18 protein-coding genes are annotated in these 15,654 nt (G+C 54.5%); 6 read left to right on the forward strand and 12 right to left on the reverse strand.

The window, feature by feature from the left end; all coding sequences use genetic code 11:
• Positions 1-4 precede the first annotated feature (4 nt).
• Both cysZ and OM794_RS22680 read left to right on the forward strand, forming a co-directional pair.
• Complete coding sequence (gene cysZ / locus OM794_RS22675) at positions 5-748, forward strand: sulfate transporter CysZ (RefSeq protein ID WP_226249090.1); 744 nt, start codon at positions 5-7, stop codon at positions 746-748.
• A gap of 87 nt (positions 749-835) precedes the next feature.
• Positions 836-1,330: a copper chaperone PCu(A)C gene (locus tag OM794_RS22680; protein WP_226249089.1), complete on the forward strand. Its 495-nt coding sequence runs from the start codon at positions 836-838 to the stop codon at positions 1,328-1,330.
• Positions 1,331-1,426: 96 nt separating this feature from the next.
• Here the strand turns inward: OM794_RS22680 and OM794_RS22685 are convergent, their stop codons facing one another.
• From OM794_RS22685 to OM794_RS22715, 7 genes are all read right to left on the reverse strand, one after another.
• Positions 1,427-1,756, reverse strand: a complete 330-nt coding sequence (locus OM794_RS22685; protein WP_226249088.1) for a hypothetical protein — start codon at positions 1,754-1,756, stop codon at positions 1,427-1,429.
• 573 nt (positions 1,757-2,329) lie between these two features.
• Entirely contained in the window at positions 2,330-2,632 is a 303-nt protein-coding gene (locus OM794_RS22690) for a hypothetical protein (RefSeq protein ID WP_226249087.1), read from the reverse strand.
• Positions 2,633-3,284: 652 nt separating this feature from the next.
• Positions 3,285-3,599: a hypothetical protein gene (locus OM794_RS22695; RefSeq protein WP_226249086.1), complete on the reverse strand. Its 315-nt coding sequence runs from the start codon at positions 3,597-3,599 to the stop codon at positions 3,285-3,287.
• 306 nt (positions 3,600-3,905) lie between these two features.
• Positions 3,906-5,192: a phosphate regulon sensor histidine kinase PhoR gene (phoR, locus tag OM794_RS22700; RefSeq protein ID WP_226249085.1), complete on the reverse strand. Its 1,287-nt coding sequence runs from the start codon at positions 5,190-5,192 to the stop codon at positions 3,906-3,908.
• Between the two features lie 2 nt (positions 5,193-5,194).
• Positions 5,195-5,884, reverse strand: a complete 690-nt coding sequence (gene phoB, locus OM794_RS22705) for a phosphate regulon transcriptional regulator PhoB (RefSeq protein ID WP_007112280.1) — start codon at positions 5,882-5,884, stop codon at positions 5,195-5,197.
• A 125-nt stretch (positions 5,885-6,009) separates the two neighbouring features.
• Positions 6,010-6,900, reverse strand: a complete 891-nt coding sequence (gene ubiA, locus OM794_RS22710; protein ID WP_226249083.1) for a 4-hydroxybenzoate octaprenyltransferase — start codon at positions 6,898-6,900, stop codon at positions 6,010-6,012.
• A gap of 35 nt (positions 6,901-6,935) precedes the next feature.
• On the reverse strand, positions 6,936-7,559 hold the full coding sequence (locus OM794_RS22715) for a chorismate--pyruvate lyase family protein (protein ID WP_226249082.1): 624 nt from the start codon (positions 7,557-7,559) through the stop codon (positions 6,936-6,938).
• A 107-nt stretch (positions 7,560-7,666) separates the two neighbouring features.
• Here OM794_RS22715 and OM794_RS22720 point away from each other — a divergent pair, with 107 nt between their 5' ends.
• From OM794_RS22720 to OM794_RS22735, 4 genes are all read left to right on the forward strand, one after another.
• Positions 7,667-8,857 carry an NAD(P)/FAD-dependent oxidoreductase gene (locus OM794_RS22720; protein ID WP_226249081.1) on the forward strand — a complete coding sequence of 397 codons (1,191 nt, stop codon included), beginning with the start codon at positions 7,667-7,669 and terminating at the stop codon, positions 8,855-8,857.
• Between the two features lie 101 nt (positions 8,858-8,958).
• The gene (locus tag OM794_RS22725; RefSeq protein WP_064232353.1) at positions 8,959-9,231 is read left to right on the forward strand and encodes an HU family DNA-binding protein; all 273 of its coding nucleotides are present in this window, start codon (positions 8,959-8,961) and stop codon (positions 9,229-9,231) included.
• Positions 9,231-9,587, forward strand: a complete 357-nt coding sequence (locus tag OM794_RS22730) for a hypothetical protein (protein WP_088698309.1) — start codon at positions 9,231-9,233, stop codon at positions 9,585-9,587. Before OM794_RS22725 ends, OM794_RS22730 begins: the two co-directional genes overlap by 1 nt.
• Before the next feature lie 12 nt (positions 9,588-9,599).
• The gene (locus OM794_RS22735) at positions 9,600-10,544 is read left to right on the forward strand and encodes a LysR family transcriptional regulator (RefSeq protein ID WP_226249080.1); all 945 of its coding nucleotides are present in this window, start codon (positions 9,600-9,602) and stop codon (positions 10,542-10,544) included.
• Here OM794_RS22735 and OM794_RS22740 read toward each other — a convergent pair.
• From OM794_RS22740 to OM794_RS22760, 5 genes are all read right to left on the reverse strand, one after another.
• A complete protein-coding gene (locus OM794_RS22740) occupies positions 10,523-12,073 on the reverse strand; it encodes an aldehyde dehydrogenase family protein (protein WP_226249079.1) in 1,551 nt (516 codons plus the stop codon). The two genes, OM794_RS22735 and OM794_RS22740, sit on opposite strands and share 22 nt — an antisense overlap.
• Entirely contained in the window at positions 12,070-12,960 is an 891-nt protein-coding gene (locus OM794_RS22745) for an NAD(P)-dependent oxidoreductase (protein ID WP_265154123.1), read from the reverse strand. The genes OM794_RS22740 and OM794_RS22745 overlap by 4 nt, the downstream gene beginning before the upstream one ends.
• 131 nt (positions 12,961-13,091) lie before the next feature.
• Positions 13,092-14,249: a M20 aminoacylase family protein gene (locus OM794_RS22750; RefSeq protein ID WP_226249078.1), complete on the reverse strand. Its 1,158-nt coding sequence runs from the start codon at positions 14,247-14,249 to the stop codon at positions 13,092-13,094.
• Positions 14,250-14,259: 10 nt separating this feature from the next.
• Positions 14,260-14,754: a hypothetical protein gene (locus tag OM794_RS22755; RefSeq protein ID WP_082934300.1), complete on the reverse strand. Its 495-nt coding sequence runs from the start codon at positions 14,752-14,754 to the stop codon at positions 14,260-14,262.
• Positions 14,741-15,559, reverse strand: coding sequence for a DUF3100 domain-containing protein (locus OM794_RS22760; RefSeq protein ID WP_226249077.1), 819 nt, complete (start codon positions 15,557-15,559; stop codon positions 14,741-14,743). The genes OM794_RS22755 and OM794_RS22760 overlap by 14 nt, the downstream gene beginning before the upstream one ends.
• Positions 15,560-15,654 lie beyond the last annotated feature (95 nt).

Below are 15,654 nucleotides of genomic sequence, written 5' to 3' on the forward strand. Positions count from 1 at the left end.
CAACATGCTGGATGCTGTCACTGCGCTTAGCCGAGGCACACGCTGTGTGTATCAGCCGGGTATGCGCCGCTATATTTTCCTGCCAATTTTAGTCAATCTGATTGTTTACGTAAGTATGTTCAGCTTTGTGCTCAGCCGCTTCGATGGCTGGTTAGCTTATTGGATGAGCATGGTACCTGCCTGGCTTGATTGGCTGGCATGGTTAATCTGGCCCCTGTTTGTGATTTGCCTGCTCGTCGTGGTGTTTTTTACCTTCACGCTGGTTACCAGCTTAATCGCAGCCCCTTTTTATGGCTTCTTAGCCGCGAAAGTTGAAATTCAAGCCACTGGTCGTGAGCCCCTTGATGACCGAAACCTGGCCAAAACAGCCATTGATGCCCTGGGCCGCGAATTTGTTAAGCTCGCTTATATTCTGCCCCGTGCTGCGGGCCTGTTTGTGATCAGCTGGATTCCCGGCGTGAATATAGTTTCCCCACTATTCTGGGCGCTGTTTTCTGCCTGGGTAATGGCCATCACCTATTTGGATTACCCAATGGATAATAACAAGGTGAAGTTTGCCGATATGCGCCAACGACTCGCTAAGCGCTGGTGGCAAAGCCTTAGCTTTGGCGGATTGGTCACGCTTATCACCTGGATTCCGCTGGCCAATCTGTTTCTGATTCCTGGTGCCGTAGCCGGTGCCGTGCTGCTCTGGGATGACCATTACCGAAATGTACATGGTGATACACGCGGCATCACACCGCAGTAGGCGCTTATTACCCAGGCCACGCCACTTTGCTACCTTTACATTCTGCTCGTCTATCCTGAACTCAATCAACAATAAAGGAATCGCCACATGTTAAAACCCTTGGCTCGGCTGGCTGGCGTGCTCTTGATGGGCGCCATGTCTATTTCCATAGCGTCTGTAGCACTAGCCCATGACGTACAAACAGACGCTCTGCGTATCGCGCATCCCTTCGCCACCCCGACCCCACCGAGTGCTGAAAATGGCGCCGCCTATGTGGATATCTCCGCCTTTTCTGACGCCGTTACGCTTATTGGCGCGAGCAGCCCGGCAAGCAGCAGCGTTGAGCTCCACGATATGCAAATGAACGACGACATGATGCAGATGCGGCATGTGGACGAGATTCGTATCGAGGCAGGGGAGACTTATACCATGCGCCCTGGTGGGGGCTTTCACTTAATGCTGCTTGGCTTAAACGAGCCGCTGAAGGAGGGTGAGCGATTTCCCCTCACGCTCACCTTCGCTGAACAAGGTGACGTAGAGATCGAGGTCTGGATACAGAGCGCCCAAGAGGGTAGCGAAGCTGCTGATGGGCATCATCACTGATGTCGGTTGCTTTTATTTAACACCTAGCAAAAACCCCGCTTCAGCGGGGTTTTTAGCGAGTAACGATTACATTAGCAGTTACACGTATTCTATTATTTACCAGTCGGTGCTATCACCTTCATCTCGGTTGAGCTCGCCGGTGCTATAGCCTTCTTGACGAGTGGTCGCGCCTTTTTCATTACTAGAAGCGCGACTGCTGGATGGAGAGAAGTCCAAACTATCGCCTTCATCACGGTTCAAGTCATTAGCCGAGGTGTTAGCTGCGTTTGACGGTCTGTGTGACGTAGGCTTATCGATCACATTCTGACCAGCGGAACGGTCTTTATTCAATTCAATTGATGAGTTCGCCATTGCCAGCGGGCTCGCGATTAGACCCAAAGCTGTCGCTACGATAGCGAGTTTTTTGCCTATTTCGTTTGATAACATGACGCTCTCCTCATTATTTCTGTATACCGCTCCATGATAATAAAAGCGGCCAATCCATCGTTAATAAAGCACACTGTATACCAAACCCCATCAATAAATAAAAAATATAAATAAATCATTATCTTATGGGTTAAACATTGTGCAAAAAATAAGCTCTCGCAAACTTATTTTACCAAAAACAATTGAGCAATAATTACACATGCGTCGCTCTATCTATACGAAAAACCAGCATCGGCATCCCAACGAGCGAGCTGAGAGCGTGCGATGATGGAAAGTATCTAGCAGCGCGTAAGTAGCAGGTTAAGCTAAGAGAGGATCATCACGGGAGCCTTGCATCGCAAAAAATCAGACCCCGCATCAGCAGGGTCTAAGGACACAAGATGTTGACAATGACTTGCGCTGGCTTCCTTTCCTTTTGCGGGGCTCCAACCTTGGAATTTAACCCTGACCAGCGCTCTGATTGTCGTTTGATTCATTCCGTGAATCGATGCGCATCCCTGTGGTGTGACACGCTTCGGCGTGTTTAGATCACTCTCTAATCGTAATATATTTCTTCAAAATTGCAAACTTTTGTTACCAAACGTTGCCATCACCCTCATCCTGGGTTAAATCTTTCGCTGTGAAATCTGCTTGAGTGCTAGTGCGGTGAGACTCTGCCTTGATAACATTTGGACGTTCACCTTCATCGTACATCAAGTCAGATGGGCTAAAATCAGCTTGATCGTTCGTGCGGTGCGATTGAGCTTTAATGGGCTCATCATTAACGGATAAATCTTGATTCGCTTCGATAGAGATATGCGCAAAGGCAAGCGGGCTTGCCAGCAAACCCAAAGAGAGACCCACAACGGCTGCTTTTTTAACAAATACGTTAAACATACTTTTTTACTCCTGATGACTATTTGATACCGCTGAAGTGAAGTAAGGACAGGCTCGCGGCCAGTTCTCACTGCGGTTAGCTTCACTGCCCATAGACTGCACAAGCAATGCCAAAATAGCCTCAGTAAAATAAAAATCAATAAAATCATATATTTGAAATAATTGTTTTGCGCGCAATCATGTGATGCAAAAAACAAAAGCACGCTAATAGCATGTGTACCAATGACACATGCGCAAAACTGTCTGTGCCTTTATGACACATCATGCAAAATACACCTTAGGTGGGTATATCAATTCGATGCATACCAAAAAGACAGCACAATAGAGTTAAAAGCGTCGTTTCGACGCCAGGGTGATGGGAGAAAAAGTACGGATGGGAAAACGAAAGGAGAGCAATATAGAAAAGTCAGCAGCAAAAAATTAGGCCCTGCTAGCGCAGGGCCCGATATCAGAATTGGTTATAGGTAATGACTAACGCTAGTTTCCACTCCTTGTGCGAGACTCCAACCTTGGAATTTACCCTGACTAACGTTTTGATTTCCTATTGATTCATCCTTGAATCCGAAAGACATCCTTGCATTACAACATCCTGTTGATTACTTCTTCATCCAATGAGAAAGCATTCAATGATATCTAAAAAAATCACCAATAATTAGCTACCGCTGTTTTCTTCAATAAGTTCATCTTCATCATAATCAGCGTCATCTGAGTGACTGCTTGACTGGGGTTCCATGTCGCTGGCATTGTCGCCTTCGTCATGGGTTAAATCATTAGTCGTGTTTGTTGTGCTACTGCTTTCTGAGCTTCCGGTTCCTTGGGAATCCATAGGCTGCTCGTCAGCCGTAATACCTTGATTCTCATCAATCGATGAATTTTCATCGGTTTGAGCGAAAGCTAATGGGCTTGCCATCAGACCAAACGAAACACCTAAAATGCCAGCTTTCTTGAGCAAATCCTTGGACATCATATTCCACCTCCGATAGCTGTGTAATACCACTTCGTTAAGAAAGAAAGGCTTAATAGAAGCCAGCAATTCCTGCGGTCATCTCTCTTATCTATTAATATGCAGCCGCATGCCAAAAACGAAAATAAAAAAGTAAAACAAATAAAATCAAAAACTTAATTTATTAACAGCGTACCAAAGAGGTACTACTCTGGCCGTCAATCAGCACTTTTAGCTGTATAAAAATGGCACATGGGTAAAGTTTTACCGACCTTGCATGCCAATATTACACACTTCTACAAATATTGTGCGTCGGATGCCTTTGCTAAATTAAACGAGACGCGAGGAGGGGAAGGCGCAGCGAAACAGTGCGCCCTTGCCGGGGAGAGATTCAATTTGCAGCTGCGCATCGTGACGCAACAAAACGTGCTTAACGATGGCTAAGCCTAAACCCGTGCCCCCCGTCGCCGTGCTGCGCCCCTTATCGACCCGGTAAAAGCGTTCCGTTAAGCGGGGGATATGAACAGGATCAATGCCTTCACCATTATCTTCCACATCGATATAGCCGCCGCCTGAAGCGTCCGCCTTCCAGCGCAGTGTGATTTGGCTACCTGCTGGCGTGTAACGAACCGCATTAAAGGCAAGGTTAGAGACAGCACTACGGATTTCCTGCTCGCTGCCTAGTAGCCGGGCGTCACTTTCGAGCTCGACGGTGATGGTATGCCGTTGATGCGATAGGGCTAGCGCATCAGCACAAACGCTTTGCAGCAAAGGTTCAAGTGACAGCGGGTGATGATCTTTCCCCCCCTGGTCAATCTCCAAACGCGAGAGCAGCAATAAATCATTGACCAAATTCTGCATACGCTGGGTCTGTTCCTGCATCTGCTGGATACTGCGACCCAAGCGCGGCGGAAGCTGATCGGCGATATCGCTGTAGGTTTCCAAATAGCCGGAGAGAACGGTAAGCGGGGTACGCAGCTCGTGGGAGACGTTGGCGACAAAGTCGCGCCGCATCTGCTCAAGCCGATGCAAGCGGGTAATATCGCGAGCCATGACCAAGCGTTCGTCGTCGCCATACAGGGTAATTTGATACTGCAGGATTCGCCGCTCATCAATCGGCGAGGTGAGCGTTAACGGCTCACTGTAGTTACGCGCATTAAAGTAGCTGATAAAGCTTGGGTCGCGCAGCAGGTTGGTGATGTGTTGGCCCCTATCGTGGGCCGTTTGTAGCCCCAGCATGGCGGTAGCGGCGCTGTTCCACCACTCCAGGTCGCCGTGGCGATCAAGCATAACCACGCTGTCGCGCATCGCTTCAGAGGATTCTTGGATGCGTGCCAAGGTAGCCCTCAGACGGCTTTGGGTAATACGCTGGCTTTTTTGATAGCGGTATAAGCGGTCAAATAGCTCGCCCCACATTCCGCGGGCAGCAGGCGGCTCATCATGGGGGTGGAGGGTGAGCCACAGGTAAAGCTCTCGCAACTGCCGGAGATGATAAAACAGGCATATCGCCAGCCCTGCCGCCAGCCCTAGCCCTGCTGAACCCAATAACCAGCCCAGACAGGTGCCCAGCGTGGCCAGCCACGCTAGCCGCCACAGTTCACGGCTCCATAGGCGCACATTTACACCCGTGCAGAGAAACGGTATCCGGTACCCCGAACCGTTTGAATCAGGTTCTGATGCACATCGCCCAGCGCTTTACGCAAGCGGCGAATATGCACGTCGACCGTGCGCTCTTCGACATACACATTGCCACCCCATACTTGGTCAAGCAGTTGGCTACGTGTATAAGCGCGCTCTTGGTGGGTCATAAAAAACTGTAGCAATCGGTACTCGGTGGGGCCCATTTCCAAGGCTTTGCCGTGGGCGCTTACCCGGTGGCTCACCGGATCAAGCAGCAGACCGTTAATTTCAATCGGGTCTTCAACGCCACGCGGCGTCGCACGACGCAGCACCGCTTTTAGCCGTGCCACCAATTCCCGAGGTGAAAAGGGCTTGGTGATATAGTCATCGGCACCGGCTTCAAGCCCTTGAATTTTATTATCCTCTTCGCCTTTGGCGGTGAGCATAATAATCGGGATTTCGGCGGTGGCTTCTTCACGCTTTAGGCGTCTTGCCAGCTCAATACCGCTAGTGCCGGGCATCATCCAGTCCAGCAACAGTAGATCGGGCTGGTGGTCAACCACCATGGCATGGGCATCCTGGGCGTTATCCGCTTCGAGCACGCGATAGTCAGCCATTTCCAGCGCTACCGCGATCATCTCGCGAATCGACGCCTCGTCATCGACAATCAGAACGGTCTTGGCGGTCATACCAGAGCCTCACGGTGTTCAAAGAAACCAGTTCAAAGAAAAGCACTTCAAAGATAAACAGATCAATGACATGTCAGTGACGATAACACCATGACTTGATGACAATTACATGACAATCGCCGCGATTAGCCAGCCACAGGCCACCAGCTTAGCGCGATACCGGCAAAAATCAGCAGCCCCGACCAGTGATTGTTGAGAAACGCCTGAAAGCAGGCATCCCGCTCCTGATAGCGAATTAAGCGCTGCTGATGCAGGAAAGTCGCCGCCATTGCCGCGAGCCCTAACCAGAAGAAACCACCTAAACCAACCCGCCAGCCTACCCAGGCCAGCAACCCCAGGGTGGCTAGCTGGAGAAGGCCAATGATCCAACGGTCTGCATTTCCAAACAGCACGGCCGTTGATTTAATGCCAATTTTTAAATCGTCGTCGCGATCAACCATGGCGTACTGGGTATCGTAAGCCACTGTCCAGCACACATTAGCGCAGAATAGCAGCCATGCTTCCAGCGGCACGTAGCCCAGTACGGCGCCAAACGCCATCGGAATCGCCCAGGAAAACGCTGCACCCAGCACCACCTGAGGAAAGTGGGTATAGCGCTTCATAAACGGATAAATAATCGCCAGCAGCACCCCGCCCAGCGAGAGCAGCACCGTAAACCAGTTGGTTAGTAGTACCAGAATAAACGCCGCGGCCACCAGGGCAATAAACAGCAGCTGCGCCTCGGTTTCGCTGATCCGGCCCGTGGCTAATGGACGGTTTTTGGTACGTTTCACATGGCCGTCAAAGTGGCGATCCGCATAGTCATTGACCACGCAGCCCGCGGCACGCATCACGTAAACACCGGCCACGAAAATCAGCAGCACATTTCGCCCGGGCACGCCTTCTGCAGCGACCCAAAGTGCCCACAGCGTCGGCCACATCAACAGCCATGTGCCTATCGGCCGATTCAAGCGCATCAGCTGTAAAAAATCTGCCATGCGAGCCCATCCCTTCGGCCGCAACAGTGAACGATTCATGCTTACCTCACGAAGAATAAGATGCAGGCGCTAGCCTAGCGCGAAGGCAGGCCAAGATCATCCGCCATTGCACTCAAAAAGTACTCTTGAACTAATAACGACAGAGAGTGGTGCTTACAGCCGTAAGAAAAAACAGAGCGACGGCCCCAAGCAGCGTTTCCTTGTATACCGTTCACGCTAGCGAAAGTCGGCACTTGCGTCGTCGCCTCTAATGACCCACGGATTAAACCCGGCTGACGGAATAGCCAACTGCCTAGCGAGCGTTCCCCCAGACGATCCAAGCGCTGGCCCTTGAGCTGCGCGAGTGGAGCGACCGAACGCGCCACCACCCAGGGCGTTTCATCCAAGCACAGTGCTACTTCCCGCAGCCAGGCGTACCGCTTGGCCCCAATGCCCAGCGCCTGCGCCTCATCCTGTCGCGGCCAGCCGACGCCCTGGCGTAGCAGCCGTACGCGAAACGGCTTAGCTCCACCCGCTGCCATCAAGCGTGCGGTTAACGAGTCGGTGGAGGCAACCCACTGCCACCAAGAAGCACTCATCGCCGGGCGCACCGCATCAATCGGGCGCCAGCGAGAAAATAGAGGAGTTTGCCGAAAAGCAGCAGCCGTCACCGAGTTCTCCAGGGCAATTAACGGGCTGGCTAGTGTAACATGAGGCATTGGAGGCTTTGGTTTCAGCGACTTTTTTCACAAAATGGTTGGGCGCCTCTTATTGTCGGCAACCCTTTTTAGTCATTTTTTTCTTTAGCAACTCTTTTGGTATCTGCATGCCCGCACCCCAAACACAACAACCGTCGTCACACGCTGCGCTGGTGATTATTGGCACCGGCATGGCAGGGGTTGGCCTTGCCCGGGCGCTGCGCCGCCTGGGCGACCAACGCTCAATCACGCTGGTGAGCGCGGACAGCGGCGATGACTACAGCAAGCCATTGCTCTCCACCGGCTTCGCCAAGGGCCTGGAGCCTGACCAATTGGCCCAGCGGAGCGCCAGTGAACTGGGCGAAGAGCTTAATGCCGAGATGGTTATCCACACCCTGGTAAGCGCACTGGATGTGGATAACCAAAAAGTTCTTCTTGAAGACGCCACGGTGCTTGGCTACGACACCCTGGTACTGGCCACCGGCGCTGCGCCACGGGTGCCCTTCAATATCGACGCCAGCGTGGCGTCACGCTGCTTTACGATCAATGACCTAGACGACTACCGCCGCTTTCATAAAGCATTGGGCCACCGCCCTTTACGGGTAGCGATTATTGGCGGGGGGCTAGTGGGCTGTGAGTTTGCCAATGATCTTCACGCTGGCGGTCACCAAGTCAGCATCGTCGCCCCCGAGGCATCCCTACTTCCTCGCTTACTGCCACCGCCCTTAGGGAACGCCTTGGGTGATGCCTTTAGCGAAGCGGGTATCCATCTTCACCTTGGCCGCTCAATTGAGTCTATAGCGCTCAGCAGCGATGAAATTACTGTTCTGCGGTTGGATAGCGGCGAGGCCGTCAACGCTGATCTCGTGCTAATGGCCACTGGCCTCGCACCCCGCACAGCGCTTGCCGAGGCCGCCGGCTTATGCGTATCGCCTAGCGGCATAGCGGTTGATCGCCAGTTGCGCGCATCGCACCCCAATATCTACGCTCTGGGCGATGTAGCCTGTGTGGACGGCGTTAATGCCATGTACGTACAGCCGCTGCAAGCCAGCGCAAAAGCCCTGGCAGCAACACTTTTGGGTACCCCCACACCGGTTAGCTTTGGCGCTTGGCCGGTAGTGGTAAAAACGCCGCTGTTACCGGTGGTTGCCTACCCACCAACGACCACCCCGGAGCGCTGGCGAATTGAAGGTGAAGGCGGTGATATCAGTGCCTTGGCTGAAAATAAAGACGGGCGTTTGATTGGTTTTGCGTTGACAGGCGGCTGCGTGAGAAGGAAAGTGGAGCTTTCCAGAGCAGCACCTACGCTGCTAGGCTGATTTTCGTCGCGTTCACGACTAGGCTAGAGAAGCTAACCTAATCGGCTACGCACCCAACAACATGCATTTGTTTGATTTTTATTAACAAGGGGAGATTCCTTATGCGCAAACCTGAACTCGCTGCCGCCATCGCTGAAAGTGCCGACCTGTCCAAAGATAAAGCAGGCCAAGTGCTAAACGTTATTCTGGATGAAATCACCAACAGTTGTGCCAAGGGCGAAGATGTCGCTCTGATTGGTTTTGGCACCTTCACCGTACGTGAGCGTGCAGCGCGTACCGGCAAAAACCCACAAACCGGCGCTCCGCTGCAGATCCCGGCCAGCAAAAACGTTGCCTTTAAACCAGGCAAAGGACTTAAGGACGCCGTTTCCTAATGAAGCTCAAGCTGACGCTGTGGCTACTGGGCGTACTGCTCAAACGCGCCCTGCGCCGCAAACCGCGCTTTCGTGAACAGTTAGAACGCATGCGCGGCCTGGACTGGGGGATTGCCACGGAAGATCTAAGTATCGCCCGCCACTACCGGATGACGCCGAAAAGTGTCACTACCGGCAAAGGGCTACCCGTGGACTTGGATCTTGAGCTACGTTTCCGTGACCAGGATACCGCCTTAAAAGTACTCAAAAAGCCCACTCAGCAAGCCTTTCTAGACGGCATGATGAACGGCAGTGTGCGCCTGGTAGGTGACTCCGCCGATATGAATAAGCTGCAAAAACTACTCAAGTATTTATAGCGCTTCATATCGATGGATATACCTCATCAACGCTTAGTGTACTTTCGCGTTACCCTGGAGTCTGGTTCAGTGCGCCGCGCAGCGGCGCGCTTGGATATAGCTCCCTCGGCGGTGAGCCGGCAGATAGTGCTGCTGGAAGAAGCCTTGGGAGCCACCCTAATGGAGCGTCAGCGTGACGGCATTTCGCCTACCCCGGTAGGCGAAATGCTGCTTGAGTACTGCGAACGTCGCGGAGCCCTTGATGAAGGCTTTATTGCGTCGCTTGAATCCTACCAACGCCTGGAAACCGGCAGAATATCGCTCACCGTAGGTGAAGGGTTCGTCAGTGATCTAGTGGCGTCCCCACTGCATGAATTCACCCAGCTTTATGCGGGTATCCAGCTCGATATTCATATCGCCGGCACCTCGGGCATTATTGAAGCCGTGGTCGATGATCACAGCCATATAGGCTTAATGTTCCACGAAAGAACCCATCCTCAACTGCGTTTCTGGGCTTCCAGCCCACAGCCATTAATGGCCATCCTGTCACCGCAGCATGCCTTGGCCAAACAGCCTGCGCCGCTCTCTCTCGATCAACTGAGCGCCGAGCCCATGGCCATGTGGGATACCAGCCATGGGGTGCGCCAAATGGTCGATCAGGCCTTTCAGCAGGCGCGGATTGCCCCACGTCTGGCAATGAACACTAACTCCATGGTGGTTCTGGCACAGTACGTGCGCAGTGGCATGGGCATTACCCTGCTACCCGCCTTTGCCGTCGCCCACGACCTGGAGCTGGGCACACTCGTGGCGCGCCCAGTAGATAATCCGCTTTTTCAGCGCTCCCAGGCTCATATGGTCACCCGCGTTGGCCGCCAACAGCCCAAGGCGTGCATCCTATTGCTGCGCCATTTGCAGCGCTGGATGCAGGCATTCCGAGAACCCAGCTCGGTAAGCGATCAACCAACGCCACTGCCATAACCAAACGCCACGCTGGCCTCTGGTGCGGTTTCCACCCAAACGCTTTGCGGCACCGTGTATTCGCGCAGACCATCCAAGCCGCTGGAGCGGCCAAAGCCGCTATCGCCAAAGCCACCAAACGGCGACATCACGCTGATCGCCTTGTAGCTATTGATCCAAACCGTGCCTGCACGCAACTGACCGGCGACGCGATGCGCCCGCGCTACGTCTTGACTCCATACCGCACCGGCCAAACCAAAGCGTGTTTCGTTAGCGAGTTGAATGGCCTCATTTTCAGTGTCGAAGGCCATGGCCACCAGCACCGGGCCGAACACCTCTTGTTGCGCGATCTCCATATCCGGCGTGACATCGACCAGTACGGTAGGGGCGATAAAATAGCCCTGAGCCTCGTCAGGTAATCCCTCTGGCCGTTTACCTCCCGTTAGCAACGTTGCGCCAGCGGCTACCGCCGCATCAATCATGCGGGTGACCTGCTCAAACTGACGGCGGTTCTGCAGCGGCCCCATCCGGGTCGCTTCATCGCTGGGCAGGCCCACCGGAATCTGTTCTGCTGCCCGCGCTAGGCGGGTGGTGACCTGCTCAAACACCGGGCGCTCGACCAACAGCCGTGAACCCGCCACACAGCTCTGCCCTGCAGCGGCAAAAATGGCCGCCTGGGCGCCCGCGACGGCTTCATCCAGCTTGGCGTCAGCAAACACGATATTGGCGGACTTGCCCCCCAGCTCTAACACGCTGGGCACCAGCCGCCGTGCGCCCGCCTCGGCAATCATACGGCCACTCTGGGGCGAGCCGACAAACACCAGTTTGCTGATGTTGGGGTGGTCGGTCAGCGCTGCGCCGGTCGTTTTGCCCAGCCCATTGACGATATTGATCAGCCCCTTCGGCAACCCGCCGCCTTCCAGCAGCTTGGCAATCACCACCGAGGAGAACGGGGTTAACTCAGAAGGCTTCAATACGGCGGCGTTGCCTGCGGCAATGGCCGGGGCCAGCTGCCAGGCGCAGGTAAACATCGGCGCGTTCCAGGGGGTGATTTGTCCCACTACGCCATAGGGCACGTGGCGCACATAGTTAAGGTGCGAAGTCGGTACCGGAATCACTTCGCCATGCTGTTTGTCGCACCAGCCTGCGTAGTACTCGAACATCTCGCGCACTTTGCCCACTTCAGCGCGGCAGTCTCGAATCGGCTTACCGGCAACGACGCTTTCCAGCTGCGCCAGCGCCTCTTCATGGCCCTCCAGGCCGCGAAGTGCCGCATTCATGCGACGCCCACGCTCGCTGGCGGTTAGCGCCATCCATTCGCGCTGCCCACGCTCAGCGGCTTGGGCGGCACGCTCAATCAGCACAGCACCCGCATCGCGATAGTTCACCAGCGTTTCGCCAGTGGCCGGGTTAATCAGGCTGATTATTTCACCCTCACCCGCAACTAACTCACCGTTAATCCAGTTACTCAGTGGCGTGGCAGCGGCTAATCCGAAACCTTCGAGCAGTTCGGCAAGATGATCACTGGCGTGTTGACTGAGTGCGTTCATTCGTTGCCCTCCGCTTGAGTAGCACGCGCTAAAATCGGCGTGGTGATGTGGTTGAAATCGTCGCTATCGGCGGGATGATCGGCGTTCCCGTGCCAGGCATCGACCACGGCTTGTAACAGCGGCAGTGGAATACCCAGTTGCTCGGCGGCATCCCGCGCCAGACGCAGGTCTTTACGCATTAAGCCGGTGGTAAAGCCTGAGTCGAAGCGTTCACTTAGCACCCACTCGGGGAAATTTACTTCGCTCACCGCGCTGCGTCCGGAGCCACTATTGAATCCCGCCAAACAGGCGGCGGGGTCAACGCCTGCTTTGGCGGCCATGGCGACTGCCTCTGCGGTGGTCAGCAAGTGCGCAGCACACAGGTAGTTATTGGCCAGCTTCACCACATGGCCGCTGCCTGGGCCGCCCACATGGGTGCGCTTGGCTGACATGGCTTCCAGCATCGGTAATACCCGTTCGATAGTGCGTTCATCGCCTCCCAACAGCATCCCTAGCTTGCCGCTGGCAGCGCCTTTAGGGCCGCCGCTGACGGGGGCGTCCAGCCATTGAAGACCCGCTGCGATGACGTTTTCAGCCAGTTCGCGACTAACCTGAGGGTCACTTGTCGACGTATCCACAATCACACTGCCTTTCGGCGCTAGGCTGAGTAAGCCCGGTGATTGCTCGATCACCTCGCGCACATGGGCGGAAGTCGGCAGCGACAGCAGGTACACATCGCTTGCAGGCAGTTCTTCGGGCGCCACAACGGGTAACCCTTGAGCAGCGATGCGTGACCGCGCCTGCTCAAACAGATCGCTACCCGTTACTGCAAACCCTGCTGCTTTAAGGGTGAGCGCCATATTGCCGCCCATCTGCCCCAGCCCGATGACTGTAATGGTTAAAGACATTCTAAAACTCCCTACAGCGCTTTTTGGGTAACGAAACGCCGTGTTCGGTGTTGATATTTGGCGTAGACGCTCCCCTACCCATTGGGCATCAGAGAGCGAATAACGCTTGTAGCTAAGAAAAAAGTAACGATTTAGACGAGCAGTGCGCTTACCAACTCCACCCAGTAGCGTGCGCCTAGCGGCAATAGTGCGTCGTTAAAGTCATAGCGCGGGTTGTGCAGCGACGCGGACGCCTCGCCGTTGCCCATCCAGATATAGGCACCTGGGCGCTCGGTAAGTAGAAACGAGAAATCTTCCGAAGCCATACTCGGCGGCGGGTTGCGGATCACGTTGCCACTACCCAGTAAATTTTCCAGCACCGAAGCGCACTGCTGGGCGTGTTCAGGGGTATTGATAGTGGCGGGGTAGCAGCGCTGATAGTCCAGCTCAACGGATAAGCCGTGAAACTCCGCCAGGCTTGCAATCGCCTGCTTAAAGCGCGTCTCTAGGTGCTCTTTAAGCGCCATATCAAAACAGCGCAGCGTACCGCGAAGCGCCACCTGCTCGGGAATCACGTTAAACGTATCCCCCGCGTTAATACTGGTGAAACTGAGTACCGCCGATTTATCCGGAGGCGTCTCGCGGCTCACCAGCCCCTGCAGTTGGCTAATCAGTTGACAGCTCGCCAATACCGTATCAGTCCCTAAGTGCGGCATCGCCGCGTGGCAGCCTTTGCCGGTCAGCGTCAGGCTAAAGATATCGAAGGCGGCCATGACGTCAGTATCGTGCACCGCGGCGACGCCTACCGGCAGACCCGGCCAGTTATGCAAGCCGTACACGGCGTCCATGGGAAAGCGCTCAAACAGACCTTCTTCGACCATCACCCGCCCACCGCCGGCGTTCTCTTCGGCGGGCTGAAAGATAAACACCACCCGACCTTTGAAATCCGGCTGCTGCTTCAACGCCCAGGCGGCGCCCAATAGCATGGTGGTGTGACCATCATGGCCGCAGGCGTGCATCTTGCCAGGCGTCTTGGAGGCGTAGGCAAGCGCCGTCTCTTCGCGAATATCCAGGGCGTCGATATCGGCCCGCAGGCCGATGGTTTTACCTTCCCCCAAACGGCCATCCAAGGCTGCCACTACACCGGTACCAGCAATGCCGGTGGTCACCTCAAAGCCCCACTCGCTCAACAGTGCGGCGATGCGCGCGCTGGTGCGGTGCTCCTCAAAGGCGGTTTCCGGGTGTTGGTGAAAATCGTGGCGCCAGGCGATTAGCGCTTCATTTTCCGGTAAGTCTACTGAAGCAGTCATCGTTTTGTCCTTAAAGCATGACATGGGCAACAACGGCAGAGCCGATAAAGGTGCCGGTGAAGACCAGCAGGGCCACAATTACCAGCTTCCAGCCGGTTTGCTTGAACATGGCAAACTCACGGCCGGTCAGCGCCAGCCCGGCGTAGGCCAGTACCGGCGTGACCACCGCAAGAAAGTCCACTTCGGCCAATCGGGCGATTATCCAGCCGTTACCCGGAAAAAAGGGCAGCGTTGCGATAATGCTCACCAGCGACACCCAGGCCACGCTGGGTAGGTAAAATGGGCAAAAACGGCCAATCACCAAACCGATAATGACCATCACATACAGAATCAGCATGCCGGGCAGCGCGTCTAATAGCGGCGAACCGTTGACGATATTGCTAAACCACGCAGCGATACACACAGCGGCCAGTACCAAAGCCGTTTTGCCAAGTTGGTTTTCCGGGCGCAACTCTTTCAGCGCTTCGGCATCAAACTGATCGACCGTGCTCTCATGAGTTTTCATGGCTAACCTCCTGGCGCGAGCCTTTTAAGCGCTTGTACATCCACTCAGTGATCGGTAGCGCGATAAATAGCGATATATACAGACCGGTGGCGTAGGTAAGCAGGTTGCTGGCCCCGGCAAAGGCGAGCAGCTCATCCTTGGATGCCGGAACCGCTTCGGCCAAGGCAGCCGAGCACGCCGCCACCATACTGCCACTGCCCACCCCACAGGCCATGGCCAGAGCACGAATATCGAGAATATCCAACGAGGCGATATAGCCCGCCATCAAGGCGAAATAGAGCGTACCGAACATGGTGCCCACGACATAGACGCCCATAATACCGATACCTTCAGGGCTTCTTAGCCCGTAACGGTCTGAAATAATGGCAATATTGGGTTCACGGGCGATAGAGTAGGTAGCACCAATCGCTTCCCGGCCCATTTTGAGCACTAATACCGCAAAGGGCAGCGCGATCAGCATGGTGCCAAGATTTCCCAATTCCTGGAGGATCAGCGCGGGGCCAGCGGCGATAATTTGCTCAATGGCGGGGCCAATGGTAGAGCCAAATTTGGCAATAAACGGCAAAATAGCGATCAGAATGATAGGGCCTGCGGCATTACTGACCGGTTTGGGAATCACCTTGCCCATGGCCGAAAAAAGGTGGGGGTTAAACAGTACGCCAATCACAAAGGCATAGAGCAGCGGTAGTAATAGCAGTGTTCCAGGCCCAAGGGGGATACGCACGATGCCGATCCACTCGGCAAACATTGACGTCACGATCACCGTGAGGTGCAGACGCCAGTCCAGCAGCAGTTTGAGATCCATAGGAGTGTCCCTGTTCTTTTTAGAGTCACTCCGAGTATCGAAAGGTTACCGTTTCAATCATAGGGCTTTCGTGCGCTATTTTTTAGAACACTCAA

Origin of the sequence: Halomonas sp. BDJS001 (assembly GCF_026104355.1) — a bacterium.
GTDB lineage: Bacteria > Pseudomonadota > Gammaproteobacteria > Pseudomonadales > Halomonadaceae > Vreelandella.